Source organism: Stenotrophomonas sp. YJH_SMC_17 (assembly GCF_059371655.1).
In genome coordinates, this window is record NZ_JCAFUU010000002.1 from 533,614 (window position 1) to 557,997 (window position 24,384).

Annotated in this window: 31 protein-coding genes and 4 tRNA genes; 15 read left to right on the forward strand and 20 right to left on the reverse strand. The window is 66.7% G+C overall.

The window, feature by feature from the left end; translation table 11 throughout:
- The first annotated feature begins 11 nt into the window (after window positions 1–11).
- The 6 genes from rplT (at window position 12) to AC5P8Z_RS07470 (ending at window position 4,872) form a co-directional block, all read left to right on the forward strand.
- Entirely contained in the window at window positions 12–371 is a 360-nt protein-coding gene (rplT, locus tag AC5P8Z_RS07445) for a 50S ribosomal protein L20 (protein ID WP_005410435.1), read from the forward strand.
- Between the two features lie 193 nt (window positions 372–564).
- Window positions 565–1,560, forward strand: coding sequence for a phenylalanine--tRNA ligase subunit alpha (gene pheS / locus AC5P8Z_RS07450; RefSeq protein WP_286069208.1), 996 nt, complete (start codon window positions 565–567; stop codon window positions 1,558–1,560).
- A gap of 121 nt (window positions 1,561–1,681) precedes the next feature.
- Window positions 1,682–4,063 (forward strand): phenylalanine--tRNA ligase subunit beta, encoded by a 2,382-nt coding sequence (gene pheT, locus AC5P8Z_RS07455; RefSeq protein WP_495228611.1) that lies wholly within the window; start codon window positions 1,682–1,684, stop codon window positions 4,061–4,063.
- 27 nt (window positions 4,064–4,090) lie between these two features.
- Window positions 4,091–4,390, forward strand: a complete 300-nt coding sequence (locus AC5P8Z_RS07460; RefSeq protein ID WP_005410432.1) for an integration host factor subunit alpha — start codon at window positions 4,091–4,093, stop codon at window positions 4,388–4,390.
- Complete coding sequence (locus tag AC5P8Z_RS07465) at window positions 4,371–4,727, forward strand: MerR family transcriptional regulator (RefSeq protein WP_005410431.1); 357 nt, start codon at window positions 4,371–4,373, stop codon at window positions 4,725–4,727. The genes AC5P8Z_RS07460 and AC5P8Z_RS07465 overlap by 20 nt, the downstream gene beginning before the upstream one ends.
- A gap of 68 nt (window positions 4,728–4,795) precedes the next feature.
- Window positions 4,796–4,872, forward strand: a tRNA-Pro gene (locus AC5P8Z_RS07470).
- A gap of 65 nt (window positions 4,873–4,937) precedes the next feature.
- On the opposite strand, the gene AC5P8Z_RS07475 is transcribed toward AC5P8Z_RS07470, so the two are convergent.
- The 3 genes from AC5P8Z_RS07475 to AC5P8Z_RS07485 form a co-directional block, all read right to left on the reverse strand.
- Window positions 4,938–5,075: a hypothetical protein gene (locus tag AC5P8Z_RS07475; RefSeq protein WP_495228612.1), complete on the reverse strand. Its 138-nt coding sequence runs from the start codon at window positions 5,073–5,075 to the stop codon at window positions 4,938–4,940.
- A gap of 99 nt (window positions 5,076–5,174) precedes the next feature.
- Complete coding sequence (locus AC5P8Z_RS07480; protein ID WP_295565094.1) at window positions 5,175–5,528, reverse strand: DUF6713 family protein; 354 nt, start codon at window positions 5,526–5,528, stop codon at window positions 5,175–5,177.
- Between the two features lie 86 nt (window positions 5,529–5,614).
- On the reverse strand, window positions 5,615–6,130 hold the full coding sequence (locus tag AC5P8Z_RS07485; protein WP_286069204.1) for a DUF3011 domain-containing protein: 516 nt from the start codon (window positions 6,128–6,130) through the stop codon (window positions 5,615–5,617).
- Between the two features lie 240 nt (window positions 6,131–6,370).
- Here AC5P8Z_RS07485 and AC5P8Z_RS07490 point away from each other — a divergent pair, with 240 nt between their 5' ends.
- Window positions 6,371–6,766, forward strand: coding sequence for a hypothetical protein (locus AC5P8Z_RS07490; protein ID WP_343229508.1), 396 nt, complete (start codon window positions 6,371–6,373; stop codon window positions 6,764–6,766).
- Between the two features lie 12 nt (window positions 6,767–6,778).
- On the opposite strand, the gene AC5P8Z_RS07495 is transcribed toward AC5P8Z_RS07490, so the two are convergent.
- Window positions 6,779–7,471: an aspartate/glutamate racemase family protein gene (locus AC5P8Z_RS07495; protein ID WP_495228614.1), complete on the reverse strand. Its 693-nt coding sequence runs from the start codon at window positions 7,469–7,471 to the stop codon at window positions 6,779–6,781.
- Window positions 7,472–7,623: 152 nt separating this feature from the next.
- Here AC5P8Z_RS07495 and AC5P8Z_RS07500 point away from each other — a divergent pair, with 152 nt between their 5' ends.
- Together AC5P8Z_RS07500 and AC5P8Z_RS07505 are read left to right on the forward strand one after the other, a co-directional pair.
- Entirely contained in the window at window positions 7,624–8,265 is a 642-nt protein-coding gene (locus AC5P8Z_RS07500) for a LysE family translocator (RefSeq protein ID WP_295565089.1), read from the forward strand.
- Window positions 8,266–8,359: 94 nt separating this feature from the next.
- Window positions 8,360–8,533, forward strand: a complete 174-nt coding sequence (locus AC5P8Z_RS07505) for a DUF1328 domain-containing protein (protein WP_006380555.1) — start codon at window positions 8,360–8,362, stop codon at window positions 8,531–8,533.
- Window positions 8,534–8,555: 22 nt separating this feature from the next.
- Here AC5P8Z_RS07505 and AC5P8Z_RS07510 read toward each other — a convergent pair whose 3' ends face one another.
- From AC5P8Z_RS07510 to AC5P8Z_RS07525, 4 genes are all read right to left on the reverse strand, one after another.
- The gene (locus AC5P8Z_RS07510; RefSeq protein ID WP_286069197.1) at window positions 8,556–8,888 is read right to left on the reverse strand and encodes an SMR family transporter; all 333 of its coding nucleotides are present in this window, start codon (window positions 8,886–8,888) and stop codon (window positions 8,556–8,558) included.
- A gap of 13 nt (window positions 8,889–8,901) precedes the next feature.
- Window positions 8,902–9,474 carry a TetR/AcrR family transcriptional regulator gene (locus AC5P8Z_RS07515; RefSeq protein WP_286069195.1) on the reverse strand — a complete coding sequence of 191 codons (573 nt, stop codon included), beginning with the start codon at window positions 9,472–9,474 and terminating at the stop codon, window positions 8,902–8,904.
- Between the two features lie 93 nt (window positions 9,475–9,567).
- Window positions 9,568–9,801 (reverse strand): DUF1653 domain-containing protein, encoded by a 234-nt coding sequence (locus AC5P8Z_RS07520; protein WP_495228615.1) that lies wholly within the window; start codon window positions 9,799–9,801, stop codon window positions 9,568–9,570.
- Window positions 9,802–9,813: 12 nt separating this feature from the next.
- Window positions 9,814–10,098 (reverse strand): hypothetical protein, encoded by a 285-nt coding sequence (locus tag AC5P8Z_RS07525; protein WP_495228617.1) that lies wholly within the window; start codon window positions 10,096–10,098, stop codon window positions 9,814–9,816.
- 404 nt (window positions 10,099–10,502) lie between these two features.
- Between AC5P8Z_RS07525 and AC5P8Z_RS07530 the strand changes: the two genes are divergently transcribed.
- From AC5P8Z_RS07530 to AC5P8Z_RS07540, 3 genes are all read left to right on the forward strand, one after another.
- The gene (locus AC5P8Z_RS07530) at window positions 10,503–10,709 is read left to right on the forward strand and encodes a hypothetical protein (RefSeq protein WP_286069192.1); all 207 of its coding nucleotides are present in this window, start codon (window positions 10,503–10,505) and stop codon (window positions 10,707–10,709) included.
- Window positions 10,710–10,838: 129 nt separating this feature from the next.
- Complete coding sequence (locus AC5P8Z_RS07535; protein WP_495228619.1) at window positions 10,839–11,402, forward strand: DUF3011 domain-containing protein; 564 nt, start codon at window positions 10,839–10,841, stop codon at window positions 11,400–11,402.
- A 169-nt stretch (window positions 11,403–11,571) separates the two neighbouring features.
- Window positions 11,572–11,775: a hypothetical protein gene (locus tag AC5P8Z_RS07540; RefSeq protein WP_005410416.1), complete on the forward strand. Its 204-nt coding sequence runs from the start codon at window positions 11,572–11,574 to the stop codon at window positions 11,773–11,775.
- A 119-nt stretch (window positions 11,776–11,894) separates the two neighbouring features.
- Here the strand turns inward: AC5P8Z_RS07540 and dxs are convergent, their stop codons facing one another.
- The 7 genes from dxs to AC5P8Z_RS07575 all read right to left on the reverse strand — a co-directional run bounded on the left by dxs (window position 11,895) and on the right by AC5P8Z_RS07575 (window position 18,354).
- Entirely contained in the window at window positions 11,895–13,802 is a 1,908-nt protein-coding gene (gene dxs / locus AC5P8Z_RS07545) for a 1-deoxy-D-xylulose-5-phosphate synthase (RefSeq protein ID WP_495228620.1), read from the reverse strand.
- A 105-nt stretch (window positions 13,803–13,907) separates the two neighbouring features.
- Window positions 13,908–14,573 carry an HNH endonuclease gene (locus AC5P8Z_RS07550; protein ID WP_286069188.1) on the reverse strand — a complete coding sequence of 222 codons (666 nt, stop codon included), beginning with the start codon at window positions 14,571–14,573 and terminating at the stop codon, window positions 13,908–13,910.
- A gap of 396 nt (window positions 14,574–14,969) precedes the next feature.
- Complete coding sequence (locus AC5P8Z_RS07555) at window positions 14,970–16,760, reverse strand: acyl-CoA dehydrogenase C-terminal domain-containing protein (RefSeq protein WP_286069187.1); 1,791 nt, start codon at window positions 16,758–16,760, stop codon at window positions 14,970–14,972.
- A 61-nt stretch (window positions 16,761–16,821) separates the two neighbouring features.
- On the reverse strand, window positions 16,822–17,298 hold the full coding sequence (locus tag AC5P8Z_RS07560; protein ID WP_286069186.1) for an LEA/WHy family protein: 477 nt from the start codon (window positions 17,296–17,298) through the stop codon (window positions 16,822–16,824).
- Window positions 17,299–17,462: 164 nt separating this feature from the next.
- A complete protein-coding gene (locus tag AC5P8Z_RS07565; RefSeq protein WP_495228623.1) occupies window positions 17,463–18,014 on the reverse strand; it encodes a lipocalin family protein in 552 nt (183 codons plus the stop codon).
- Window positions 18,015–18,129: 115 nt separating this feature from the next.
- A tRNA-Phe gene (locus tag AC5P8Z_RS07570) sits at window positions 18,130–18,205 on the reverse strand.
- A 73-nt stretch (window positions 18,206–18,278) separates the two neighbouring features.
- Window positions 18,279–18,354, reverse strand: a tRNA-Phe gene (locus AC5P8Z_RS07575).
- 334 nt (window positions 18,355–18,688) lie between these two features.
- Between AC5P8Z_RS07575 and curA the strand changes: the two genes are divergently transcribed.
- A complete protein-coding gene (gene curA / locus AC5P8Z_RS07580) occupies window positions 18,689–19,714 on the forward strand; it encodes an NADPH-dependent curcumin/dihydrocurcumin reductase (protein ID WP_286069184.1) in 1,026 nt (341 codons plus the stop codon).
- 53 nt (window positions 19,715–19,767) lie between these two features.
- Here the strand turns inward: curA and AC5P8Z_RS07585 are convergent, their stop codons facing one another.
- Window positions 19,768–20,610 (reverse strand): bifunctional transcriptional activator/DNA repair enzyme AdaA, encoded by an 843-nt coding sequence (locus tag AC5P8Z_RS07585; protein ID WP_286069183.1) that lies wholly within the window; start codon window positions 20,608–20,610, stop codon window positions 19,768–19,770.
- Between the two features lie 132 nt (window positions 20,611–20,742).
- Between AC5P8Z_RS07585 and AC5P8Z_RS07590 the strand changes: the two genes are divergently transcribed.
- The gene (locus AC5P8Z_RS07590) at window positions 20,743–21,504 is read left to right on the forward strand and encodes an SDR family oxidoreductase (protein WP_495228625.1); all 762 of its coding nucleotides are present in this window, start codon (window positions 20,743–20,745) and stop codon (window positions 21,502–21,504) included.
- A 6-nt stretch (window positions 21,505–21,510) separates the two neighbouring features.
- On the opposite strand, the gene AC5P8Z_RS07595 is transcribed toward AC5P8Z_RS07590, so the two are convergent.
- A complete protein-coding gene (locus tag AC5P8Z_RS07595) occupies window positions 21,511–21,996 on the reverse strand; it encodes a hypothetical protein (protein ID WP_286069180.1) in 486 nt (161 codons plus the stop codon).
- Between the two features lie 161 nt (window positions 21,997–22,157).
- Between AC5P8Z_RS07595 and AC5P8Z_RS07600 the strand changes: the two genes are divergently transcribed.
- Complete coding sequence (locus tag AC5P8Z_RS07600) at window positions 22,158–22,328, forward strand: hypothetical protein (RefSeq protein ID WP_286069179.1); 171 nt, start codon at window positions 22,158–22,160, stop codon at window positions 22,326–22,328.
- Between the two features lie 62 nt (window positions 22,329–22,390).
- On the opposite strand, the gene AC5P8Z_RS07605 is transcribed toward AC5P8Z_RS07600, so the two are convergent.
- The 3 genes from AC5P8Z_RS07605 to AC5P8Z_RS07615 form a co-directional block, all read right to left on the reverse strand.
- A tRNA-Ala gene (locus tag AC5P8Z_RS07605) sits at window positions 22,391–22,466 on the reverse strand.
- A 92-nt stretch (window positions 22,467–22,558) separates the two neighbouring features.
- The gene (locus AC5P8Z_RS07610) at window positions 22,559–23,485 is read right to left on the reverse strand and encodes an alpha/beta hydrolase (protein ID WP_495228627.1); all 927 of its coding nucleotides are present in this window, start codon (window positions 23,483–23,485) and stop codon (window positions 22,559–22,561) included.
- Window positions 23,475–24,368, reverse strand: a complete 894-nt coding sequence (locus tag AC5P8Z_RS07615; protein WP_286069177.1) for an alpha/beta fold hydrolase — start codon at window positions 24,366–24,368, stop codon at window positions 23,475–23,477. The genes AC5P8Z_RS07610 and AC5P8Z_RS07615 overlap by 11 nt, the downstream gene beginning before the upstream one ends.
- Window positions 24,369–24,384: the final 16 nt, after the last annotated feature.

Consider the following 24,384-nt stretch of genomic DNA (forward strand, 5'->3'; position numbering starts at 1 on the left):
GGAACTGAAAAATGGCACGAGTTAAGCGTGGCGTACAGGCGCGTCGCCGCCACAAGAAGATTCTGGATCTCGCCAAGGGCTATTACAACGCCCGTCGCAAGGTCTTCCGCGTCGCCAAGCAGGCGGTCATCAAGGCACAGCAGTACGCCTACATCGGCCGTAAGCAGAAGAAGCGCAACTTCCGTTCGCTGTGGATCACCCGTATCAATGCGGCTGCCCGTATCAACGGCCTGAGCTACAGCCGCTTCATGAACGGTCTGCTGAAGGCTGGCATCACCCTGGATCGCAAGGTCCTGGCTGACATCGCCGTGCACGACGCTGCCGGTTTTGCTGCGCTGGCCGAAAAGGCCAAGGGCGCGCTGGCGGCATAAGTCCTTCCCGATGCCGTAACCGTTCACTCGGAACGGTGTCAGGTCAAGGCAATGCATGGGGAAGGGCGCAAGTCCTTCCCCATTCTTTTTTGGGTCCCGGCGAGGCCACGACGGCAGCGCGGGGACGGCGGTGGCGACAGGGGTCGGCCCTTCGCGCATCGCGATGGCAGATCGACTGGAGTTCCGGCCCCCCATGAGCGACATCCAATCCCTCACCACCCAGGCGCTGGCCGATGTGGCCGCCGCACAGAGCCCCGACGTGCTGGAACAGCTGCGCGTGGCCCTGCTTGGCAAGAGTGGCAGCATCACATCGCAGCTCAAGCAGCTCGGCGCCCTGCCGGCCGACCAGCGCAAGGCCGCCGGTGAAGCGATCAACCAGGCCCGTGATGCGCTGACCCGCGCGCTGGGTGAGCGCAAGGCGCTGCTTGAAGACGCGGCACTGGATGCACGCCTGGCCGCCGAAGCCATCGACATCACCCTGCCGGGTCGCAATGGCGACCGTGCCGGCCTGCACCCGATCACCCGCACCCTGGAGCGCATCACCGGCATCTTCGGCCGGCTGGGCTACGAGCTGTCGGAAGGGCCGGAGATCGAGGACGACTGGCACAACTTCGAGGCGCTGAACTTCCCGCCGCACCACCCGGCGCGCGCCATGCACGACACCTTCTACTTCGGCGACGGCCGCCTGCTGCGCACGCATACCTCCGGTGTGCAGGTGCGCTACATGGGCGACCACGCGCCGCCGCTGCGCATGATCGCCGCCGGCAAGGTGTACCGCAGCGACAGCGACCAGACCCACTCGCCGATGTTCCACCAGGTCGAAGGCCTGCTGGTGGACGAGCATTCGACCTTCGCCGACCTGAAGGGCACGCTGGCCGAGTTCGTGCGCGCGTTCTTCGAGCGCGACTTCGAGATGCGTTTCCGTCCCAGCTACTTCCCGTTCGTTGAACCGGGTGCGGAAGTGGACATCGCCTGGCAGCAGCCCGATGGCAGCACCCGCTGGCTGGAAGTGCTCGGCTGCGGCATGGTCCATCCGAACGTGCTGCGCAACGTGGGTATCGATCCGGAGCGTTACACCGGTTTTGCCTTCGGCATGGGCGTGGAGCGTTTCGCGATGCTGCGCTACGGGGTCAACGACCTGCGCGCGTTCTTCGAGAACGACGTGCGCTTCCTGAAGCAGTTCGCGTAAGCCGCAACCGTGTAGAGCCGAGCCATGCTCGGCTGCTTTTCTGGATGGACGCCTCCTTGCGCATGCGCTGGGCGACCACAAAAACCGCAACGGGAGGCACACCTCCCACCAGGGTGACACCATGAAATTCTCCGAAAACTGGCTGCGCAGCCACGTCCCGACCTCCGCCTCGCGCGATGAGCTCAGCGCGGTGCTGACCGCCATCGGCCTGGAAGTGGAAGAAGTGACCGCGCTCGGCGACGGCCTCGATCACGTGGTCGTGGCGCGCATCGTCGAAGCGGTGCGCCATCCCGAAGCCGATCGCCTGCAGGTGTGCAAGGTCGATGCCGGGCAGGGCGAGCTGCTGCAGATCGTGTGCGGCGCACCGAACGCGCGTCCGGGCCTGGTCGCGCCGCTGGCGATGGTCGGCGCGCAGATCGGCGAGCTGAAGATCAAGCCGGCCAAGCTGCGCGGCGTCGAGTCCAACGGCATGCTGTGCTCGGCCAAGGAGCTGGGCCTGGACAATGATGCCTCCGGCCTGCTGGAGCTGCCGGACGATGCACCCGTCGGCCAATCCCTGGTCGAGTACCTGGGGCTGCCGGACGCCAGCATCGAGATCAAGCTGACCCCGAACCGCGCCGACTGCTTCAGCCTGCGCGGCATCGCCTACGACGTCGCAGCGGCCACCCGCAGCGAAGTGCTGGATTTCGCCGCCGATGCCATTGCGCCGGTCGGCAGCCGTGAACTGTCGATCCAGCTCGACGCCGGCGCCGAAGCGCCGCGTTACCTGGGGCGCGTCATCGAAGGCGTCAACGCCGCGGCCAAGACCCCGCTGTGGATGGCCGAGCGCCTGCGCCGCAGTGGCGTGCGCCCGGTCTCGCTGCTGGTCGACATCACCCAGTACGTGATGCTGGAGCTGGGCCAGCCGATGCATGCCTACGACCTCGCCACCCTGCAGGGCAGCATCGCCGTGCGCCGTTCGCGCGCGGGCGAGAGCCTGAAGCTGCTGGACGGCCGCGATGCTGTGCTGGACGACAGCTTCCTGGTGGTCACCGACGCCGATCGTGCGGTCGGCCTGGCCGGCCTGATGGGTGGTTTCGACACCCGCGTCACTGATGCCACCACCGCGGTGTTCCTGGAGGCCGCGCATTTCGCGCCGGCCGCGATCATGGGCCGTGGCCGCAAGCTGGGCCTGCACACCGATGCCGGTCATCGCTTCGAGCGCGGCGTCGATCCGGCGCTGCCGCGCACCGCCATCGAATACGCCACCCGCCTGGTGCTGGACCTGGCCGGCGGTACCCCGGCGCCGGTCACCGAGGCCGTGCGCGCCGACGACCTGCCGCAGCCGGCGACGATCGTGCTGCGCCGCGCGCGCATCAGTCGCGTACTCGGCATCACCATCGACGACGCCGAAGTCGAGCGCATCCTGCGCGCGCTGGGCATGAACGTGGCCGCCACTGCCGAGGGCTGGCAGGTCGCTGCGCCGAGCCGCCGTTTCGACATCGCCATCGAAGAAGACCTGATCGAAGAGCTGGCCCGTATCCACGGTTACGAGCAGATCCCGACCACGCTGCCGGGCGGTGCTTCGCGCGTTGCGATGCCAAGCGAGACCCAGCTGGACGCGCTGAGTGTGCGCCGCCAGCTGATCGCCCGCGACCAGCAGGAAACCGTCAACTTCGCCTTCGTCGACGACGCGCTGCTGACCCAGTGGCAGCTGCGCGATGGCCTGGTGCCGCTGGCCAACCCGCTGTCGGCCGAACTGGCGGTGATGCGCCCGTCGCTGCTGCCGGGCCTGGTCGCCACCCTCGGCCGCAATGCCGCCCGCCAGCTCAGTCGCGTGCGCCTGTTCGAACTCGGCCGCGTGTTTGCCCAGCAGGCCGGAGATGGCCAGCCGGCGCCGCTGGAAACCCCGCGCGTGGCCGCTGCGGTCTGTGGTGATGCGCAGGCCGTGCAGTGGGGCCTGCCAACCCGCAAGGTCGATTTCCATGACCTGAAGGGCGACCTGGAATCGCTGGCCGCTGCCAGTGGCGCGCAGCTGGAGTTCCGCCCGTCGGCCCGCGCCTACGGCCACCCGGCGCGTTCGGCTGAAGTATTCCGCGATGGCGTGGCCATTGGCTGGATCGGCCAGGTCCACCCGCGCCTGGCCAGGGCGATGGACATCGAAGCCGATGTCTACGCCTTCGAACTGGACCTGGAGCCGCTGACCGCCCGCCGCCTGCCGCGTGCCGGCGAGTTGTCGCGCTTCCCGGCGGTGCGCCGCGACCTGGCCTTCCTGGTGCCTGAACAGGTGGCCTGGGCCGATCTGGCGGCCACCGTCCGCCAGGCCGCCGGCCCGCTGCTGCGCGACCTGAACCTGTTCGACCGCTACGTCGGCCAGGGCGTCGAGCCGGGATTCAAGAGTCTCGCTATGGGCTTGATTTTGCAGGACAAGTCGCGCACTCTGACGGACCGCGACGTGGATGCGGTGGTGGCCGAGGCGGTCACTGCCATCGAGCGTGAACATCACGCCCGGATCCGCGGCTGAGCGGGCAGCACTCGGGGGTAGCAGGCAATGGCATTGACCAAGGCGGAGATGGCGGAAAAGCTGTTCGACGAAGTCGGTCTGAACAAGCGGGAAGCCAAGGAATTCGTCGACGCGTTTTTCGATGTGCTGCGTGAAGCATTGGAACAGGGACGTCAGGTGAAGCTGTCGGGCTTCGGTAATTTCGATCTGCGGCGCAAGAACCAGCGCCCGGGTCGCAACCCCAAGACCGGCGAGGAAATTCCGATTTCCGCCCGTACGGTGGTCACCTTCCGTCCGGGCCAGAAGCTCAAGGAGAGGGTGGAAGCTTATGCTGGATCCGGGCAGTAACCGCGAACTACCGCCGATCCCGGCCAAGCGCTACTTCACCATCGGTGAAGTCAGCGAGCTGTGCGACGTCAAGCCGCACGTCCTGCGGTACTGGGAAACCGAGTTTCCCAGCCTTGAGCCGGCCAAGCGCCGAGGCAACCGTCGCTACTACCAGCGCCATGACGTGCTGATGGTGCGGCAGATCCGCAGCCTGCTGTACGAACAGGGCTACACCATCGGTGGTGCACGCCTGCGTCTGGATGGTCCGGATGCGCGCGAGGAATCCGCGTTGAGCAACCAGATCATCAAGCAGGTGCGCATGGAGCTGGAAGAAGTGCTGCAGTTGCTGCGCCGCTGATCCCATTTCCATCATAATCCGCTATACTTCACGGCCCGCCGCACTGGCGGGCACATCGCAGCATCAGTCGGGGCGTAGCGCAGCCTGGTAGCGCATCTGCCTGGGGGGCAGAGGGTCGTCGGTTCGAATCCGGCCGTCCCGACCACTGTGATGAATCAAGAGGCCTGCGCAGCAATGCGTGGGCTTTTTTGTGCGTTCTGCAGTTGCTGATCAGTCTTCCGCCACCCTCAGCATTTCGATGAAGGCTGCGCCGAAGAAGTGGTGATGGATGACCAGGTAGCCGGCGGCCTTGCCGTTCTGCTTGGCGACCTGCACGCCGCCGCGTGCCCGCCGGTCGCCAATCTGCATGATTCGCCGTGGATCAGAGGCTGCCACGCTGTCGAGCGATCAAGGCATCATCGTCCCGCGGAATGCCGTCGCGCAGGTGCGGGGAAGAGGGCGCCGGGGTCATCGCGGGCGCAGCTGCAGTATCAGGCCGCCGCCCGACACAAAGCAGGCGAGCAGGACGGCGATCGACAGCGGCAGGTGGAATTCATTGCGACCGAGCAGGGCAAAGGCCAGATGGATCAGCGCCGTGCCAATGCCGAGCGCGCCACAAACCAGCGCATAGCCGCGCGCCGTCGATGTGCCCAGCAGGGTCTGGCGATAGCCCCGGAGCACGAGGCCGACCGCGAACAGGTTGAACAGCAGGAAGCCCTGAATGCCACCGGGCACATGGAACATTGCCCATTCCTGCCAGAATGCAGCGTCGATCTGATGCAGGATCAACGCCAGCAGCGTCGCCAGATACCATCGTTCCATGTCGCACTCCCTGCCATGCAGGCCATAGTCTATCGGCTCTGCCGCGCACGCACGCCCACACGCTGCAGCCAGCGCGTGGCCGGCATTCAATACACGCGGAACTCGGCCCTGCAGCCGTCGCTGACCCAGACGCCGCGGCGGTCCCAGCCCCAGTTGCGGTCCTCGATGCAGGCCGTCACCGATTTCTGCTTGACCATGCGCACCTCATGTCGCACGCGGATGCGGCATTCCTTGTCCTTCTTTTCGTAGGATTCGCAGACCAGGCGTTCGCCCTCGTCGTCGCGATCCCGGCCACGACCACGGCCACGTCCCGGCCAGCGGCCGTCCTCGTCGGCGACGAACTCGGCACGGCAGCCATCGGTCACCCACAGCATGCGACGGCTCTGGCCCCAGTTCTGGTTCTCCACGCAGCGGGTGACCGACAACTGCCTGGCCAGGCGCATCGGACCCTCGATCGGGCATTGCTCGGTCTTGTTGAACTGCGATTCGCAGCGAAGTGCGGGGATGTGCGCTGCGTCGTAATCCTGGGCGGCCACGGTGGTGGCAGCAAGCAGCATGGCGAAGGAGATGCCGCCAATGGGCGGCAGCAGGCGATGGGTCATGGAGGCCTCGTTGAGGGAGCGGGCGGCAAGAATGACCCAGCCCGGGACCATTGGAACGCTTCGTTCCCGACGTGGCTCAGTGGGGATTTAGTAGTGCGCGCGGGTCCATGCAGAGGCTTACATCCCGTATCATCGCTGCACATCCGATCGCATCGGGTTACACCTCCTTACATGTCTTCCACGCCTGTCGGCGCGGTCCGTGGCGGCCGTCACTGGCGCGCGGCAGGCCTGTGGAGGACGATGCGCGGACCACGACGACCACAGGGGGTTGCGTTGATCAGCAGTATCGTCATTCATCGCTCGGCGGGCACAGGCGCCGCCGAGGTGCAGGTCCTGGACACCACGTTCAAGGGCAAGCATGTGTTTGTTGCCTGGGGGCTGCGCGGGCCGGAGTTGACCCGCAGCGCGGACCCGGCCGCCACGGTGGCTGCGCGCAAGGCGTTGCAGACCGTGGCCGGGCACAGCGAGGGGCCGCGCAGCCCGGAAGTATTCATTGCCAACCAGTCGGCGGTGGCGATCACCGTCTATCGCCTGCTGACCGAAGCACGCACGGGAGATGGCGTGTTCTTCCTGTGCGATTCGCAGGCCGTGGTCGACTGGCTGATCACCGCGCTGGAAATCCGCGGCGCAGACTGATTCCGCGTCGCGTCAGCCGAGTGCCGCATCCACCGCAGCCAGCGCATGCAGGGTGGTCGTGTCGAACAGCGGTACTGCGCTGTCTTCCGGCCGTACCAGCAGCATGATCTCGGTACAGCCCAGGATGATCGCTTCAGCACCGCGCTCGACCAGGCGCGCGATCACGCCGGCGTAGACCTGCCGCGCGCGCGCGCTGACTACGCCGGCAATCAGCTCCTGGTAGATGATGTCGTGCACGTTGCGGCGGTCATCGGCATCGGGCACCAGTACCTCCAGGCCGAAGCGTTCCTGCAGGCGGCCTCGATAGAAGTCCTGCTCCATGGTGAAGGCGGTACCGAGCAGGCCCACCTTGCGGGCACCTGCCTGCAGGATCGCGGTCGCGGTCGGATCGGCGATGTGCAGCAGCGGCAGTGCACAGGCCGTCTCGATACGATCGGTCAGTTTGTGCATGGTGTTGGTGCAGATCAGCAGCAGGTCGGCGCCACCTGCCTGCAGGCGCCGTGCGCCATCGACCATGTGATCGCCCAGGGTGTCCCAGTCGCCGTCGTGCTGCAGTTGCTTGATGCCGGCGAAATCCACCGACCACAGCAGCAGCTGCGCGGAGTGCGCGCCACCGAGGCGCCGCCGCACCTCCTCGTTGATGAGCCGGTAGTACTGCGCCGAACTTTCCCAACTCATGCCGCCGATCAGGCCAAGAGTCTTCATGCGCTGCTCCAGGGAAGAGGCGGCCATTGCAGCACAGATGGGCACGGGCGTGCGGTGCGTGCCATCTGCAACCTCCACATCCATGCCGTGCTGTATGTGCTGCGCGGCGTGCCTACGGCCTATGCTGGTGCGGTCTTCCGAGGTGGATGTCGATGGCCCTGCATACCTGGTGGTGGTTCCTGGCCACGGTCTTTGTCCTGTGCGGCACGCCGGGGCCGAACATGCTGCACATCCTGGGGCGCAGCGTCGGGCTGGGCTTCCGCGGCAGCGTTCCGGCGATGGCGGGATGCCTGCTGGCGATGCTGCTGGTGCTGGCCGCGTCCGCTGCGGGTCTGAGCGCGCTGCTGCATTCCTCGCCGATGCTGTTCGAAGTGCTGCGCTATCTGGGTGTGGCCTACCTGGCCTGGCTGGGCCTGAAGGCATGGCGCGACAGCTGCCGTCCCGCGCCACCGGTGACGGTGGATGCCGCACTGCCGATGACGCCGGTGCTCGGGGCCTGGACGGTGTTCCGTGGCGGCCTGCTGGTCGGCCTGAGCAATCCCAAGCTGTTGCTGTTTGCCGCCGCGTTCCTGCCGCAGTTCGTCGATCCCGCGCGTGGCCAGGCGCTGCAGTACAGCGTGCTTGTCGCGACCTTTGCGGCCTGCGAACTGTTCTGGTACGTGATGTATGCGGCGGGCGGCCACGGCCTGCGTCGCTGGCTGGCCAAGCCGTTCGCGCGGCGCTGGTTCGAGCGCCTGGTGGGAAGCGTGTTCCTGGCCTTCGCGGTGGCGCTGCTGCGTTTCCGCCCGCGCTGATTCACGCCGTGCACGCGGCCTGTTCACGACTGCGGCATCGGCCGCAGCCTAAGTTGATCCTCCAGTTTGGAATCCCTGCGGGGAAAGGATCGACATGATCAAGTGGGCCATCATCTTCGCCATCATCGGCGTCATCGCAGGCGTGCTCGGCTTCGGTGGCATTGCCGGTGCCGCAGTCGGCATCGCCAAGTTCCTGTTCTGGGCCGGCATCATCATTGCCGTGGTGCTGTTCCTGCTCGGCATGACGGTAGCGAAGAAGGTCAGCTAGCGTTGATCGCGCAGCAGCGTGCTTAGTGGGCGCTGCTGCGCGAGAACAGGTTGATCACCAGCACGCCGGCGCAGATCAGGCCGATCCCGATCAGCGCTGGCCCATCCAGGCGCTGCTTGAACACCACCAGCCCGATCAACGAGATCAGCACGATGCCGACGCCGGACCAGATCGCATAGGCGATGCCGGTCGGCACAGACTTCATGGTCATCGACAGCAGGTAGAAGCACAGCCCGTAACCGACCAGGGCGCCCAGCGTCGGGGCCAGCCGGCTCATGCCGTCCGATGCCTTCAGCAGGGAGGTGGCGATCACTTCCAGCACGATGGCGGCAGCGAGATAGGCGTAGGGGTTCATCATCGACTCCGGTTCACTGCGGATCGCACAGCTTCAGCGCCTGCTCGGCCATGGCCACCGCATTGAGGCGCTCGACTTCGTCCAGCGGGCGCCCGTAGGCGGTGGCCCAGTAGCCATCGGCGGCGCAACGCGCGGCGTACAACCGCGGATCGCCGGCTTCGTCGGGGAATTCGGCCAGCATCGCGCGCTTCCAGTTGCGCCAGTGCGCAAGCAGGCCTGGTTCCATCAGGTTGCCCAGGGTCAGGCCGATGTCGTTCTCCTGTTCCTGCTGCAGCAGGTGTTCGAAGTTGGCCTGCACGTAGGCCCGGCTGAAACTGCCGTGTCCGGGCGGATTCTCCAGCAGCAGTGCGCGGACCCGCGCTTCGAACTCGCCGATCAGTGCGCCGATGGCCTCGTCGACCAGGGCCTGCTTGCTGCTGAAGTGATGGAACAGCGCGCCCTTGCTGACCCCGGCCACCTGCGCGACGTCCTGTACGGTCAACGCGGCCAGGCCGTGTTGGCCGATCACTTCGATGGTGGCCTGCAGCAGCGAGTGGCGCACGCGGTCGGGCGCCTTGCGGCGCGAGCGGGAGGGGGATTCGGACATGGCAGGAAGAAACCGACTGGACGGTACGATTGTAGCGCAGGCCTCGCGCTTCGCTGCCGCTGCCGCTGCCGGCACGAGGCCGGCAGCCTGGACTCAATCGCCGATACGGGCGAAACGCGGTTGCGGGCCGTGTTCGCCTGGAACCTGTTCGACGAACATGGGATACGGACGGACCCAGAGGCCGCCTTCGCCATAGAGGGCGCGATAGAGCACCATCGGCTGCAGGGTTTCACTGCTGCGCACGATGTCGATCACTTCGTACTCGCCCCCCTTGAAGTGGCGGTAGCGGCCGGGGGTGAGGGTGGGCAGCGGGCTCAACTCAGCCATGACGCGCGCCGATCACTTGCTGGCCGGGCTGACCGGCTTCGCGCAGTAGTTGTCGATGGCTTCGGCGGTGTTGCGCAGGCCCTGTGCCTGCGCCAGTTCCCACGGGCGTTCGCAGCGTTGACTGTGTTCGCACCACTGGTAGCCGGCCGAACCGATGCAGCCATGGGCATCGCGATCACCGCCGACGACCGGCGTGGCAGGCGAGGCGGCTGCGGCATCGGCGCGGGCGGCTGCCTGATCCTGGCTCGCGCAGGCGGCCAGGACCAGCAGGGCTGGAATCAGAAAAAGCGCTTTCATCGGGCGGGCTCCGTGCCTAAAGCAACAGTGTCCGCCGTGCTCAATCCGGCATCAAGCACTCAATGCACGGCAGCGCGGATCAGTTCCTCGATCAGCACAAGGTAGCTGGCCACGAAATAGAACTTCAGCAGCGTACCGCGCTGCTGTGAGAAGAAGGTGCGCATGTGGAAGGGGCCCCTGTTGGTGACGATAGTGTGAAGCTCCGCTGACTCCGTGACAAGGATCACGAAAATAAATTCGTTAAACCGGCTCAGGGTTGTGAGGGCCTGGCAATCCGACCCAACGGCGCGGCATTTTCGTACAAGTCTGATAGGCCCCAGCGCAGGCGCTCGCTAGCCTGATGGTGTACCGGCTGCAGGAGGGGGCCGCTGCCGGTACATCTTCCCGTCCTGCAGGAGCTTTCCATGGTCATCACTGTTCAATGCAATACACGGCACTGGTCCGTGCTGGATCCGCGCGCCGGTGAGGCCAGCAGCTATGCGCGGGGCGCCGATGCGTTCGATGCCGCCGCAGCACTTGCCCTGGAGCATCACCGTCGTACCGGCCAGCACAGCACGGTGCGGGTCGAGGCGCTGGGCAGCTCGGTGGATGCGCTGCACGTCGGCAGCTGAAGCCTCTCAGCGGCGCAGTCAGCCGCGGTTGAGTTGTTTGAATGGGGAAAAACCGTGGTGAGATGACCCCCTGTGCGCCGCGCCACGAATCCCGGATGCTTGCGCCATCGTATTCATCTGGAGATCTCGATGGGCAAGGCACTCACCTGGCGCACTGCGGCCTGCACCCTGCTGCCAATGCTGGCAGCCGCCGCCGGCGGCGCTCAGGCACAGAGCTACGGTTACGGCTATGACGATGACCGCTATGGCGGCCGTGAAGGCAGCGGCATCGTACGCTGCGAGTCGATCAAGAACCGCAGCAACGAGTGCCGCCTGGAGGGGAGGGCGCGGATGATCCGCCAGCTGTCCGGTTCGCCGTGCGTGGAAGGTGAGACCTGGGGCCAGTCACGCTACGGCGTCTGGGTAACCCAAGGGTGCCGTGCCGAGTTCGTCGGTGAATACCGTCGTGGCGGCGGCTGGGGCAATGGTGGCGGCTGGGGCAACGGCAATGGCAACGGTTGGGGCGGCGGTGAGGTAATCGCCTGCCATTCCAACGGCCATCGCCAGGAATACTGCGACGCCCGCATCCGCCGCGGCGTGCGCCTGGTTCGCCAGGATTCACGCAGTGCCTGCATCGAGGGCCAGACCTGGGGCTGGGACCGTCGTGGCATCTGGGTCAGCGATGGTTGCCGTGCGCAGTTCCAGGTGAACTGAGCGCAGTCCTCGAAAATCAGAAAAATCTGATACAGCTCACATTTTGAACGCCGTATCTTCGGCGATCAGGGACACCACCATGTGCCCCTGATCTGTTGCGACAGTTCGTGCCGTACCCGGCACGTGAATCCCGCCCACCGTCGATACGCCGTCTCAAGGAGTGAGCCGCATGTTGATCCGCCTGCAATGCGAACAGCGCCAATGGCGCGTGCTGCATCCGGACCGGCCGGAGCCGATCGATTTCCGCGACGGTGCCCGCGCCTTCGATTTCGCTGAAACGCTGGCGCGATTGCATTTTGTCGATACCGGGCAGCGCGCTGCCGTGCGCGTGGAGGCCAGTGGTGCCTTCGTGGAGGCGGTCAGCTACGGCTGAGGGCTGGGGCTCCCGGTCGGATCCTGTTTCCGGAGCCCACTATCCACGCGTGGCGTGGATCGACCCTTGTTCCGCAGTAGATCCACGCCACGCGTGGATCCTCGGGGTAGTGATCGGCCTCAGCTCGCGGCGCTCAGCGGTGGGGTGCCTGCGGCCAGCTGCGGCCAGCGCTTGAGCACCGCTGCACGGATGCCCGCGGCGTCGATGCCGGCTTCGGCCAGCAGGTCCTCGCGGCTGGCGTGGTGCTGGTAGCTGTCGGGCAGGCCCAGGTGCAGGATCGGGCGCAGCACGCCTTGGGCATTGAGCAGTTCACCAACACCGGAACCGGCGCCACCGGCCACCACGTTGTCTTCGATCGTCACCAGGCCTTCGTGCTGGGCAGCGATGGCCAGTACCAGTTCGCGATCCAGTGGCTTGATGAAACGCATGTTGACCACGCTCAGGCCCAGGTCGCGGCCGACCTGCTCGGCGGCACTGACGGTACTGCCGAAGGCGAGCAGGGCAACGCGGCTGCCCTGCAGGCGCAGCTCGCCCTTGCCGATCGGCAGGGTGGACAGGTCGCTGCCGGCGTCCACGCCGGTGCCACTGCCGCGCGGGTAGCGCACGGCGGCCGGGCCCGGATGCTGCAGGCCGGTGCTGAGCATCTGCCGGCACTCGGCCTCATTGGACGGCGCCATCACCACCATGTTCGGGACGCAGCGCAGGAAGCTCAGGTCGAGGTTACCGGCGTGGGTCGCACCGTCCGGGCCGACCACGCCGGCGCGGTCGATCGCAAACAGCACGTCCAGGTCCTGGATCGCCACGTCATGCACCAGCTGGTCGTACGCGCGCTGCAGGAAGGTGGAATAGATCGCCACCACCGGCTTGCCACCCTGGGTCGCCATGCCGGCGGCGAGGGTGACCGCGTGCTGTTCGGCAATCGCCACGTCGAAGTAGCGCTGCGGGTATTCCTTGCTGAAACGCACCAGGCCGGAGCCTTCGCGCATCGCCGGGGTGATGCCGTACAGGCGCGGCTCGGCGGCGGCGGCATCGCACAGCCAGTCGCTGAACACGTCGGTGTAGGTGGGCTTCTTGGCGCCGGCCTTGGCCACCAGGCCCTTGTCCGGGTCGAACGGGCCCACCGCGTGGTAACCGATCTGGTCGCCTTCGGCTGGCTCGTAGCCCTTGCCCTTGGTGGTCATCACGTGCAGCAGCTTCGGGCCCTTGGAGGCGCGCAGCGTCTTCAGGGTGGACAGCAGCGCCGGCATGTCGTGGCCGTCGATCGGGCCGGTGTAGTGGAAGCCCATTTCCTCGAACATCGTGGACGGCACGAACATGCCCTTCCAGTGCTCTTCCCAGCGCTTCACGAAGCGTGCCGGATTGTTCTTCTTGTCGCCGAGGATCTTCTTGCCGCCTTCGCGCAGCGCATTGAGCGTGCGGCTGCCGGTGGCGCGGCCGAGCATCTTGGTCAGGCCGCCGACCGCCTCGGAGATCGACATGTTGTTGTCGTTGAGGATCACCAGCAGGTTCGGTTCCGGGTCCATGCCGCCGGCGTGCATCAGCGCCTCGAAGGCCATGCCGGCGGTCATCGCGCCGTCACCGATCACCGCCACGATCTTGCGGTCGTCGCCTTCGGACTGGCGTGCGATGGCCATGCCCAGCGCAGCCGAGATCGAGGTGGAGGAGTGGCCGACGCCGAAGGTGTCGTACTCGCTTTCCTCGCGCTTCGGGAACGGCGCCACGCCGTCCTTCTGCTTGACGGTGTGGATCTCGTCGCGGCGACCGGTGAGGATCTTGTGCGGGTAGGTCTGGTGGCCGACATCCCAGACCAGCTGGTCATGCGGGGTCTGGTACAGGTAGTGCAGGGCCACGGTGAGTTCGATCACGCCCAGGCCGGCAGCGAAGTGGCCGCCGCTCTTGCCCACCGATTCGATGAGGTAGGCGCGCAGTTCGTCGGCGACCGCCCTCATTTCGGATTCGTCGAACGTGCGCAGGTCATCCGGTGTCTGGATGCGCGCGAGGCGGGGATAGCGGGCAGAGTCGATCATCATGTTCGCACTTGTTCTGAATGCCCATTTTCGCCCTCAAACGGGGGTGGGGCAAGCAAACGCCGCCGCCCGTGACAGGACGGTGAGGGTTGCATTTTCGGCGATTCAGGTGCTCAGTTTTGAACGCTTCGGCAATTGCGCCTTCAGGAAGGCCATCTGGTCGGCCAGGATGTTGCGGTTGGACAGGATCAGATGCTCGATCCAGCTGGGCCGGTAGGGCACCGCCAGCAGGGGCATTCCGGCCTGCTGCGGGGTGCGGTCGCTCTTGCGCGAGTTGCAGTGGAAGCAGGCGGTGACCACGTTTTCCCAGCAGTCCAGGCCACCCTTGGACAGCGGCATGACGTGGTCGCGGGTGAGCGTGGGACGGTTGAACTGCTGGCCGCAGTACATGCACATGTGGGCGTCGCGGGCGAACAGGGCCGGGTTGGTCAGGTTCGGCGTCGGGTCGATCGCGCGGGAGCGGGCGTGGCCGCGCGCGGCGATGATCGGGTGCAGGTCCATCCCGCTCTGCAGACCGCTGAAGCGGTTGGTGCCGCCGTGGATGTGCAGGCAGGGATCGCCGAGTGTCCAGGCGACGGCTTCGCGGGCGTAGAGGCACGCCGCATCCTGCCAGGTGATCCAGTCCAGTACGCGTCCGTGGGCATCCAGCGAGAGCAGCCGGACCGAACCGGGGCGATGCAGCGTCGTGGCGTTGGGCGATGCTTCGGCGCCCGGAGCAGAAAACGGAGCTCCGGCTTCGATCAGACCCAAGCGTGTAGTGTCTGTCTCCATCGGGAGAACAGCTTATACCTGAATGTTGACGATTTGTGTATCGCCAACGGGCGATACGCAAATCGTCAACATTCAGGTCCGCGCATTCCTCCTATCCTCCGCGCCTGTCTATGCGCCCCCCTTAACAAAGGGGGGCTTTTCTCCAGATGGATTCCGGTGGTTCTCATCCACGCGTGGCGTGGATCTACGGCAGATCGCGGGGGACTGTCAGAGGCGGGGCGGTGTGGGTTGGCAGGACCGTTGGCGCCATGGATGGCGCCATCGAGCCCCCAAGGATGGGTTTACGGCGTGTCCTGCCAACCCACACCGCCCCGCCATCCACCGGGATCCAGTTGTTGCTGTTGAGGTTGCCGGCCTGCGGCCGGCACTACCGCGGGTGTCGGGCGGCAGCCCGGCTCAGGCGCCGAAGCGCTCGTCGTCCATCGCCATCAGCGGGGCGGCGCCGGCCTGGATGGCGGCGGCGTGGCTGAGCGTGCGCGGCAGCACGCGGGCGAAGTAGAACCGCGCGGTCTCGCGCTTGCCCTGGGCGAAGGCGGCGCCGTGCGCGCTGGCATCGGCGGCGGCCACGCTGCGGGCCCACCAGTAGGCCAGCACCACGTAACCCGAATAGAACAGGTAGTCGTAGCTGGCCGCGCCCAGTTCGTCGGGGTTGGCGGCTGCGCGCTGCAGCACGTCCAGGGTCAGCTTGCCCCATTCGGCGGCCTTGGCGCGCAGCGGGCCGATGAACTCGGCCAGTGCCTCGTTGCCCTCGTGTTCCCTGGCGAAGGCTTCGATCTCGGCCAGCATCAGCTTCAGGCCGGCACCCTGGCTGGAGGCGGTCTTGCGGCCGATCAGGTCCAGCGCCTGGATGCCGGTGGTGCCTTCATACAGGGTGGTGATGCGGGCATCGCGCGCCAGCTGTTCCATGCCGTGTTCGCGGATGTAGCCGTGGCCACCGAAGCACTGCAGGGCGTTGTAGGTGTTCTCGATGCCCCATTCGGTCTGGCAGGCCTTCGAGATGGGTGTGAGGAAACTCACCAGGGTGTCGGCGCGCTCGCGCTCGGCGGCGTCCTCGGCATGGTGGGCAACGTCGATCAGGGTGGCGGCGTGCAGGGCCAGCAGGCGGCTGCCTTCGACCAGCGACTTCACCGTCAGCAGCATGCGGCGCACGTCCGGGTGGACCAGGATCGGGTCAGCCGGCTTGTCAGGGAACCTGGCGCCGCTGAGGGCGCGCGACTGCAGGCGCTCGCGGCTGTACTTCAGCGCGTTCTGGTAGGCGCGCTCGGACAGGCCGATACCCTGCAGGCCGACACCCAGGCGTGCGGTGTTCATCATGGTGAACATCGCCTGCAGGCCCTTGTGCGGCTGGCCGACCAGGTAGCCCTGTGCGCCATCGAAGTTCATCACGCAGGTGACCGAGCCCTTGATGCCCATCTTGTGCTCGATCGAGCCGCAGCGCAGTGCGTTGCGCTCGCCGACGTTGCCGTCGCGGTCGACCTTGAACTTGGGGGTGACGAACAGCGAGATGCCCTTGGCGCCCGGGGGAGCGTCGGGCAGCTTGGCCAGCACCAGGTGCACGATGTTACCGGTCAGGTCATGCTCGCCGGCGGTGATGAAGATCTTGGTGCCGGTGATCGAATAGCTGCCATCGGCATTCGGTTCGGCCTTGGTCTTCAGCAGGCCCAGGTCGGTGCCGCAGTGCGGTTCGGTCAGGCACATGGTGCCGGTCCAGCGGCCCTCGATCAGCGGCTTGAGGAAGGCCTCGTGCTGCCAGGCTTCACCGTGCTGCTTCAGGGCTTCGATGGCGCCGTGCGAGAGCAGCGGGAAGTTGCCCCACGCCAGGTTGGCGGCGTTGATCATTTCGTTGAGCGGCACGCCCAGGGTGTGCGGCAGGCCCTGGCCGCCCAGTTCCGGCGAAGCGGTCAGGCCGGTCCAGCCGCCATCGACGAACTGGTCGTAGGCCTGCTTGAAGCCGGGCGGAGTGGTCACTTCACCGGTGGCCTGGTCGAGCACGCAGCCGATCTCGTCGCCGACGCTGTTGAGCGGGGCCAGCACGGTGGCGCTGAAGCGGCCGGCTTCTTCCAGCACGGCATCGACCACGTCGGCGGTGGCGTCGGTGAAGCCCAGGCGGGCGAACAGGGGCTCGACCTTGAGCACGTCGTGCAGGGCGAAACGGAGGTCGGAAAGCGGGGCGGTGTAGCTGCTCATCGGTGACGTCTCGATCAGGACAAAGGGGCGCGGCAGGCGATGCTGCGGCGGTAGGGGAGACTCAGCGCAGCACGCCCGGCAGGCCCGGGGCCTGGTTGAGGGTGCTGCGGCTGCTGATATCGAAGCTGCGCTGCTTCTTTTCCTGCGGCGTGGCCGCAACCGATCCCTTCAGGCCATAGGCGAGGGTGCGGTTGCCGGCCAGCGCATCGGCCACCACCAGGCGTGCGGCCGAACTGGGTACCAGGTCGACGTTGATGACATCGGCCGAGGTGCCGCCGATGGAAATGCCCGGCTTGGCCTGCAGGGTGCCGGCTTCGCTGTCGCCGACGGTCAGCGCCAGCGAGACATCGTCGAAGGTCATCGGCATCGAGCTGAAGTTCTGCAGGCGAAGGGCCACGGTCCAGTTGCCGTCGGCGCGCACGGTCAGCTGCTGCAGGCTGGCCGCCGGTTCCGAAACACGCTTGACGATGCCGTTGCCACAGGCGGCAAGGGCGAAGGTGCTCAGGACGATCAAGGCGATACGGAAACGGGGGAGCATGGGCGCAGGTCCTCTGGAGGCGGTGCGTTGGAATAAGCATACTACGGCGTATGGTTGTTTGGATCGCCTGGGGCGACCCGTCGCAGAGGGTAGCGCGTGAAGATGGCGGCTGGGCGTGCGCGGTGCCGGACCGAGCGCGTGCTGCGCGCGGATCGCGTTGCGGTTCAATCGCCGGGGGTTTCGCGAAGCGGGGCCATCACGCGCAGCGGGCCCAGGTCGTAGCCCATGGCTTCGGCTTTTTCTTTCAATTGTTCGAACCGCGTGCGATCCATTTCCGGCAGGCGCGAGAGAATCCACAGGTATTTCCGGCCCGGTTCACCAACCAGCGCCCACTGGTAGTCCGGGTCCAGCGCCAGCACCCAGTAGTCGGCCCAGACCAGCGGCACCCAGCTCAGCCAGTCCGGAACGAAGCGCACCTGCAACTGGCCGGGATGGCCGGCCACCGGGCGGGCGACGCCTTCGGCCACCAGGCGTTCGCCATCATCGGCACGGCAGGCGTTGCTGACGGTGATGCGGCCATCACGGCGCAACGCGTAATTGGCGGTGATCTCGCCCACGCAGCGCTTCTGGAACGATACCGGCAGGTGTGCGATTTCATGCCACTGGCCGGCGTAGCGATCGATGTCCAGGTTGTCGACCGCGCGCACCGGCTCGGCGGCGATCGCCGGCGAGGTGACCAGCAGCAGGCAGGCGAGCAGGGTGGGGCGCAGATGCATCGGCAGGCTCCAGCAGGAATCTGCAGCGTAGGTGCCGCGGCGGGTGCCGGTGTAAATGTTTCGTCAACTGGCCGCAGGCAAAAAAAAGACCTGCATTTCTGCAGGTCTCTGAAGATGGTGGCCGAAGACGGAATCGAACCGCCGACACGGGGATTTTCAATCCCCTGCTCTACCAACTGAGCTACTCGGCCAAATTGTGCGGTAACCGTGATCAAACCCGGTTTCCGGAAAAAAAAGACCCGCATTTCTGCAGGCCTTCGAAAGTGGTGGCCGAAGACGGAATCGAACCGCCGACACGGGGATTTTCAATCCCCTGCTCTACCAACTGAGCTACTCGGCCACATGTTTCGTAGCAGCGAGGTCGCTGCCAAGGAGGCGTATATTACGGAGGTCGGCAGTCTTCGGCAAGCGTTTTGCCAAGAATTCTTCACATTGCCGTCTGCGCGCTCGCAAGTGCTTGATCCTCCGTTGTGGGGCGGGGCGTGGCCAATCGATCATCGTGTGCGGTGGAAATCAGCAGCTCGCTGCAATCGCCAAAGCTGCAAGGGCAAGGGATGCGCCGGCCCCGCGCGGGTCCGGGCAATGGAACGCTGTTTTCGTGGCTGCCATCGGGGATCGCCGCGGCGTAGTGTCGGCAGTCCTTTCCTGATGCTGGCAACAGCAGAGACCTGGCCATGTCCGATTCCTCGACCACCTCCCGCATCGTGCTGGCGTCGCGTCCGCAGGGGGCGCCGAGTGCAGCGAACTTCCGCTTGGAACAGGCAGCGTTGCCGGCACTGGCCGATGGCGAGGTGCTGCTGCGCAACCGCTACCTGTCGCTGGACCCGTATATGCGTGGCCGCATGGACGAGGGCCCGTCGTACGCCGCGCCGGTGGCGGTGGGCGCGGTGATGGAAGGCCAGACCGTGGCCGAGGTGCTGCAGTCCAATGCCGAGGGCGTGGCTGCAGGTGAGCTGGTGCTGGCGCCGGGTGGCTGGCAGACCCACGCGGTGCTGCCGGCCAAGGCACTGGGGCGCCGGCTGGATCCGGCCGGGCTGCCGTTGAGTACGGCACTGGGGGTGTATGGCATGCCCGGCTTCACCGCCTATTCCAGCCTGCGTGAGATTGCCCGCCTGAAGCCTGGCGAGACGCTGGTGGTCGCCGCCGCGACCGGTCCGGTGGGTGCCACTGTCGCGCAGCTGGCGAAGCTGCAGGAGGCGCGTGTGGTCGCCATCGCTGGTGGCGAAGCCAAGCGTGCCTACCTGCAGACGCTGGGCGTGGACGTGGCGCTGGATCATCGTGCGGCCGGCTTTGCCGAACAGCTGCGCGCGGCGGTGCCTGCGGGTATCGACGTGTATTTCGAGAACGTGGGCGGCCACGTGCTGGATGCAGTGCTGCCGCTGCTCAACGACTTCGCCCGCATTCCGGTGTGCGGCACCATCGCCACCTACAACGAGCGCGGCGTTGAACAGCCCGGGCCGGACCGGCTGCCGGCACTGTTCAGCCAGATCCTGCGCCAGCGCCTGACCGTGCGCGGTTTCATCGTGCACGACTTCAACCATCTGTGGCCGGACTTCGAGCGCGAGATGCCGCAGTGGCTGCGCGAAGGCCGGATCCAGTACCGCGAGGATCTGGTGGAAGGCCTGGAGAACGCACCGGAGGCGTTCTTCGGGCTGCTGAAGGGGCACAACTTCGGCAAGCTGGTGGTGAAGCTGGATTGAGTGTCCGCCGGGCATGGCCCGGCGCTACCGCAGCGTGTGCCAATCCGGTTGCATCACCTGGCGGTGGCCTTTTCCCGGCGCAGCAGTTCGCGCTTGCGGGCCACGCCCCAGGCGTAGCCCGACAGGTCGCCGTCGCGACGTACGACGCGGTGGCAAGGGACGGCCACCGCCAGCGGATTGCTGGCGCAGGCGCGAGCCACCGCGCGGCTTGATCGCGGCGCGCCGATGCGCGCGGCGATGTCGGCATACGAGGCGGTCTGGCCACGTGGGATCTGCTGCAACGCCTGCCACACACGCTGCTGGAAGGCGGTGCCGCGGATATCCAGCGGCAGCGTGGCGCCCCGCGTCGGATCCTCGACCAGACCTACCACCTGTGCCACCAGTTGTTCATAACCGCTGTCGGCGCCGACCAGCTCGGCGTGGCGGAAACGTTGCTGCAGTGACTGCAGCAGCGTCTCCGGATCGTCACCGAGCAGGATCGCGACCACGCCGGTGGCACTGCTGGCCACCAGCACGCTGCCCAACGAACTTTCGGCGAGTGCGAAGTGGATCACCTCGCCACGGCCACCGGCGCGCCATTGCTTCGGGGTCATGCCCAGCAGCTTCGGTGCGTTTTCGTAGAAACGCCCGCTGGAGCCGAAGCCGGCATCGTGGAAGGCATCGGTGATGCGTTCCTGCTGTTGCAGCCCGGTGCGCAGGCGATCGGCACGCAGGGCCGCAGCGTACTGCTTCGGCGTCAGCCCGGTGGCCTCCTTGAACAGGCGGTGCAGGCGGCTCGGGCTGCAGCCGGCGATCATGGCCAGCTCCTGCAGCGAGGGTTCGTCGAGGCTGTCCTGCAGGTAGCGGCAGATGCGTTCGACGCGGGCGTCGAGGGCGGTGGTGGCGGTGCTGTCCATGGCCGGATTCTGGCACGCAGCGAAGGCAGGGAAACTCCGTTTCCTGCACTTGCCAGCGAGGCCTGGAAACGGAGTGTCGGTACGGCCGCGGCACGGCATGGTGACGGCCACTTCACCGCCCGGAACACACACATGCGCCTGAACAACAAGATCGCCCTCATCACCGGAGCCAGTGCCGGCATCGGTCGCGCCAGTGCGCTGCGCTTTGCCGCTGAAGGCGCAAAGCTGGTGCTCAACGCACGACGGCTGCAGCCGCTGCAGGAACTGGCCGGGCAGATCCGCGCTGCCGGGGGCGAGGTGGTGGTGCATGCCGCCGACGTCGCCGATCCCGACACGGCGCAGGCACTGGTGGATCTGGCCCGGCAGTCGTTCGGTGGCCTGGACATTGCCCTCAACAATGCCGGCATGCTCGGCCCCGGTGTGCCGGCAGCGGAGTTCCCCGTGGACGCCTGGCGCGAGGTGATGGCCACCAATCTGGATGCCGCCTTCCATGCCGCGCGCGCACAGTTGCCGGCACTGCTGGCGCGCGGTGGTGGTTCGCTGGTGTTCGTCGGCACGTTCGTCGGCCATACCGTGGGCTTCCCCGGCATGGCCGCCTATGCGTCGAGCAAGGCCGGGCTGATCGGCCTGAGCCAGGTGATCGCAGCGGAGTATGGCGCGCGCGGTGTGCGCAGCAACGTACTGCTGCCCGGTGGCACCGATACCGAGATGGGGCGGCGGGCCGCGCCGACCGGGGATGCGCGTGATTTCGTGCGTTCGCTTCACGCGCTGAAGCGGATGGCCGAGCCGGAGGAGATCGCCAACGCGGCGTTGTTCCTGGCCAGTGATGAGAGCAGTTTCGTTACCGGTACCGCGATGCGCGTGGAAGGCGGCGTGTCGATCACCCGTACCTGAGCAGGGTCATGAGCGTGGAACGTAGCGGATACCGCTGCTGGCCATGAACCCCTTCGGATCGAAACGGGCCCAGGCTTCGCCCCAGTCGAACCGGGCGTGGCCACCGGCCAGCTTGCGGCCCAGCGCCGCGCCCAGCGTGCGCTTCATGAACGCGACTTCGGCGTCGATCGCGGTCTGGGTCGGCCAGCCGTCCTGCAGTGTTGCGCCGGGCAGGTCGACGCCCATTGTCACCATGTCGAGCTGCTGCCCGTGGAAACACAGGCTGATGTCGGCGGGCGCGCCGCCCAGGCTGAGCCGGTGCAGGCTGAGCCAGCGATAGCCGGTGCCGACATCGCGCTCGTCCCGCACAAGTGTGGCAAAGGCGACACGCGCCTCGTCCCGTGACAGGGAGGGGCCGATCAGCGTAGGCAGGTTGCCGAGCTGGATGCTGCCGTCGGTCGCATTGAGGAGCATCGGCAAGGCGTGCGCTGCGTGCTGGGCAGGAAAGGGCATGGCGCATCGGTGGGCGTGGTGCCTGGGATTCTGGCTGCGCGGGGGCGGCGGCGGCAAGTCAGTGCCTGCACATGACCTTGGCACAGGACTGACCTGCGGCTTACCCGGCAACCTCTAGCCTGATCGGCAACGTGGGCCCGTCGCCGGCGTGGAAGAATTCGATGAACGAGCGAGACCAGGATCAGGACCCGAAGCAGGGCATCCAGGAAAGCCGCCAGGACAGGAAGCAGGACGATGTGGCCAGGCAGCGGCCGGGGCAGCGCGATCAACAGGTGCGCGATGCGCATTCGCGCAGTCCGCAGCGCAAGGACGGCGGCGAGGAGCCTGCCTGAGCCGCGGGCGCTGAAAAGAAAAAACCCGCAGATCACGGGGATCCACGGGTTCTTCTGAATAGTGGTGGAGCCAAGGAGGATCGAACTCCTGACCTCGTCATTGCGAACGACGCGCTCTCCCAGCTGAGCTATGGCCCCACGGCAGGCTTTCAGTGTAGCGCTGCCTGCCGGGCTTGCCAAGCGCCGGCCCGGGACGGCGCAGGCCCACACCTGCCGCCGCCCCAAACCGGTCAGCGCAGGGCCTGGCGCAGCAGCGTGCCCGCGCGCTGAACTGCCACGTCAGTGCGGGCACTGACCGCGTGCAGGTGGATGCAGGCATGGATCATCCCTGACAGCCGCTCCAGCGTGCAGTCGATACCTGCCGCCTGCAGGCGCCGCGCGTACTGTTCGGCCTCGTCACGCAGCGGATCATGCTCGCAGCTGAGCACGGAGGCTGGCGCCAGCCCATGTAGATCCGTTGCATGGGCCGGCGAGGCCAGTGCCGGCGGTGTGGCCGGATCACCGAGATAGGCCTGCCAGCAGCGCTGCATCAGTTCGGCACTGAGGTAGTAGCCACTGGCGTACTGTCGATAGGAATCGCTGCCCATCCCAGCATCCAGTGCCGGGTACAGCAGCAACTGGTGGCACGGTTGCTGCAGGCCGAGATCGCGCAGCAGAAGGCAGCACGCGGCGGCCAGATTGCCGCCGGCGCTGTCGCCGCCGATCGCCAATCGCTGCACGTCCAGGCCCAGCCGTTCGGCATTGGCCAGCAGCCACGACCAGGCGTCGGCAACGTCATGCAGTGGAACCGGGAACGGGTGTTCCGGCGCCAGCCGGTAGCCCACGGCGACAATCACGCAACCGCTGGCATTGGCCAGTGCCCGGCAGGGGCCGTCATAGACCGCCAATGAACACTGGAACCATCCGCCGCCATGGGCGAACAACAAAGCCGGCGCCGGTCCATCGGGCAGCCCTTCCGGTGTGTAAAGGCGCACTTCCAGCAGATGACCGTCGCGTGCGATCACCGCATGTTCGATCACATGCGCAACCGGCTGCGGCGCGCCCTGCAGCTGTGGCAGCGCGCTCTCGCTGATCGCACGCAGCCCGCGCAGGTCGTCCGGCAGCGCATGGGCCGCGACGGCATCGGCGAACTGCTGCAGCGCGGGTTCAAGCTGCATGGCGCGCCTCCTGCAGGAACGGCAGCAGTTGCGCCAGGAACGCCTGCGGCGCTTCCTCCATGATGAAGTGACCGCATCCCGGCACGATGCTGCCGCGCACGTTGTCGGCGTGCGGTTTCAGGGTCAGCATCGGCGCATCTGCGGTGGCGTGCTCGGCGCCGATGGCCAACACCGGCATCGCCAGCCGGCGCTGCGCACGTTCCTTGTTCTGGCGGATCGTTTCCGGAATCGCGCGGTACCAGGCGAAGCCCGCGCGCAGCGCGCCGGGGCGGCTGTAGGCGGCGATGTAGGTGTCGGCGGCCACTGCATCGCGGCGATACGACCAGCGGTCGAACATGAATTCCAGGTAGGCGCGCTCGCGACCACTGATCAGTGCCTCGGGCAGGTCGGCCACCTGGTTGAACATGAAATGCCAGAGGAAGATGTTGTCGGCCGGTGCGGCGAAGATGCCCGGTTCCGGGGCCAGGCCGGGAATCACCGCTTCGGTGACGGCCAGTTGGCGCACCGCCTGCGGCTGGTCGCTGGCCAGCGCATAGGCGATCCACATGCCGATGTCATGGCCGACCACCTGGTAACGGTCGTGGCCCAGCGCCAGCATGGTCTGGTGCAGGACGGCGGCGGCGCTGCCGGTGTCGTAGCCGTGGGCAGGGCGGTCGGATTCGCCGATGCCCGGCGGATCCACGGCAATCGCTTTGAAACCGGCCTCGGCCAGGGCGTGGAGTACGTGGCGCCAGGCGTACCAGGTCTGTGGCCAGCCGGGAATCAGCAGCACCGGTTCGCCGTGGCCGGCGGATACGCAATGCACGCGCTGGCCATCGATGCGCAGGTAGTGGTGGCGCAGGGTGTCGTCGCCGGCAGCGCCAGCGGGAAGGGACGTCGTCATGGGGGAGTGTTCCGTT

Bases quoted from the DNA above. Each gene is read 5' to 3' on its own strand.
- rplT (WP_005410435.1), top strand. From the start codon at position 12: ATGGCACGAGTTAAGCGTGGCGTACAGGCGCGTCGCCGCCACAAGAAG.
- pheS (WP_286069208.1), top strand. From the start codon at position 565: ATGAGCGACATCCAATCCCTCACCACCCAGGCGCTGGCCGATGTGGCC.
- pheT (WP_495228611.1), top strand. From the start codon at position 1,682: ATGAAATTCTCCGAAAACTGGCTGCGCAGCCACGTCCCGACCTCCGCC.
- AC5P8Z_RS07460 (WP_005410432.1), top strand. From the start codon at position 4,091: ATGGCATTGACCAAGGCGGAGATGGCGGAAAAGCTGTTCGACGAAGTC.
- AC5P8Z_RS07465 (WP_005410431.1), top strand. From the start codon at position 4,371: ATGCTGGATCCGGGCAGTAACCGCGAACTACCGCCGATCCCGGCCAAG.
- AC5P8Z_RS07475 (WP_495228612.1), bottom strand. From the start codon at position 5,075: ATGCAGATTGGCGACCGGCGGGCACGCGGCGGCGTGCAGGTCGCCAAG.
- AC5P8Z_RS07480 (WP_295565094.1), bottom strand. From the start codon at position 5,528: ATGGAACGATGGTATCTGGCGACGCTGCTGGCGTTGATCCTGCATCAG.
- AC5P8Z_RS07485 (WP_286069204.1), bottom strand. From the start codon at position 6,130: ATGACCCATCGCCTGCTGCCGCCCATTGGCGGCATCTCCTTCGCCATG.
- AC5P8Z_RS07490 (WP_343229508.1), top strand. From the start codon at position 6,371: ATGCGCGGACCACGACGACCACAGGGGGTTGCGTTGATCAGCAGTATC.
- AC5P8Z_RS07495 (WP_495228614.1), bottom strand. From the start codon at position 7,471: ATGAAGACTCTTGGCCTGATCGGCGGCATGAGTTGGGAAAGTTCGGCG.
- AC5P8Z_RS07500 (WP_295565089.1), top strand. From the start codon at position 7,624: ATGGCCCTGCATACCTGGTGGTGGTTCCTGGCCACGGTCTTTGTCCTG.
- AC5P8Z_RS07505 (WP_006380555.1), top strand. From the start codon at position 8,360: ATGATCAAGTGGGCCATCATCTTCGCCATCATCGGCGTCATCGCAGGC.
- AC5P8Z_RS07510 (WP_286069197.1), bottom strand. From the start codon at position 8,888: ATGAACCCCTACGCCTATCTCGCTGCCGCCATCGTGCTGGAAGTGATC.
- AC5P8Z_RS07515 (WP_286069195.1), bottom strand. From the start codon at position 9,474: ATGTCCGAATCCCCCTCCCGCTCGCGCCGCAAGGCGCCCGACCGCGTG.
- AC5P8Z_RS07520 (WP_495228615.1), bottom strand. From the start codon at position 9,801: ATGGCTGAGTTGAGCCCGCTGCCCACCCTCACCCCCGGCCGCTACCGC.
- AC5P8Z_RS07525 (WP_495228617.1), bottom strand. From the start codon at position 10,098: ATGAAAGCGCTTTTTCTGATTCCAGCCCTGCTGGTCCTGGCCGCCTGC.
- AC5P8Z_RS07530 (WP_286069192.1), top strand. From the start codon at position 10,503: ATGGTCATCACTGTTCAATGCAATACACGGCACTGGTCCGTGCTGGAT.
- AC5P8Z_RS07535 (WP_495228619.1), top strand. From the start codon at position 10,839: ATGGGCAAGGCACTCACCTGGCGCACTGCGGCCTGCACCCTGCTGCCA.
- AC5P8Z_RS07540 (WP_005410416.1), top strand. From the start codon at position 11,572: ATGTTGATCCGCCTGCAATGCGAACAGCGCCAATGGCGCGTGCTGCAT.
- dxs (WP_495228620.1), bottom strand. From the start codon at position 13,802: ATGATCGACTCTGCCCGCTATCCCCGCCTCGCGCGCATCCAGACACCG.
- AC5P8Z_RS07550 (WP_286069188.1), bottom strand. From the start codon at position 14,573: ATGGAGACAGACACTACACGCTTGGGTCTGATCGAAGCCGGAGCTCCG.
- AC5P8Z_RS07555 (WP_286069187.1), bottom strand. From the start codon at position 16,760: ATGAGCAGCTACACCGCCCCGCTTTCCGACCTCCGTTTCGCCCTGCAC.
- AC5P8Z_RS07560 (WP_286069186.1), bottom strand. From the start codon at position 17,298: ATGCTCCCCCGTTTCCGTATCGCCTTGATCGTCCTGAGCACCTTCGCC.
- AC5P8Z_RS07565 (WP_495228623.1), bottom strand. From the start codon at position 18,014: ATGCATCTGCGCCCCACCCTGCTCGCCTGCCTGCTGCTGGTCACCTCG.
- curA (WP_286069184.1), top strand. From the start codon at position 18,689: ATGTCCGATTCCTCGACCACCTCCCGCATCGTGCTGGCGTCGCGTCCG.
- AC5P8Z_RS07585 (WP_286069183.1), bottom strand. From the start codon at position 20,610: ATGGACAGCACCGCCACCACCGCCCTCGACGCCCGCGTCGAACGCATC.
- AC5P8Z_RS07590 (WP_495228625.1), top strand. From the start codon at position 20,743: ATGCGCCTGAACAACAAGATCGCCCTCATCACCGGAGCCAGTGCCGGC.
- AC5P8Z_RS07595 (WP_286069180.1), bottom strand. From the start codon at position 21,996: ATGCCCTTTCCTGCCCAGCACGCAGCGCACGCCTTGCCGATGCTCCTC.
- AC5P8Z_RS07600 (WP_286069179.1), top strand. From the start codon at position 22,158: ATGAACGAGCGAGACCAGGATCAGGACCCGAAGCAGGGCATCCAGGAA.
- AC5P8Z_RS07610 (WP_495228627.1), bottom strand. From the start codon at position 23,485: ATGCAGCTTGAACCCGCGCTGCAGCAGTTCGCCGATGCCGTCGCGGCC.
- AC5P8Z_RS07615 (WP_286069177.1), bottom strand. From the start codon at position 24,368: ATGACGACGTCCCTTCCCGCTGGCGCTGCCGGCGACGACACCCTGCGC.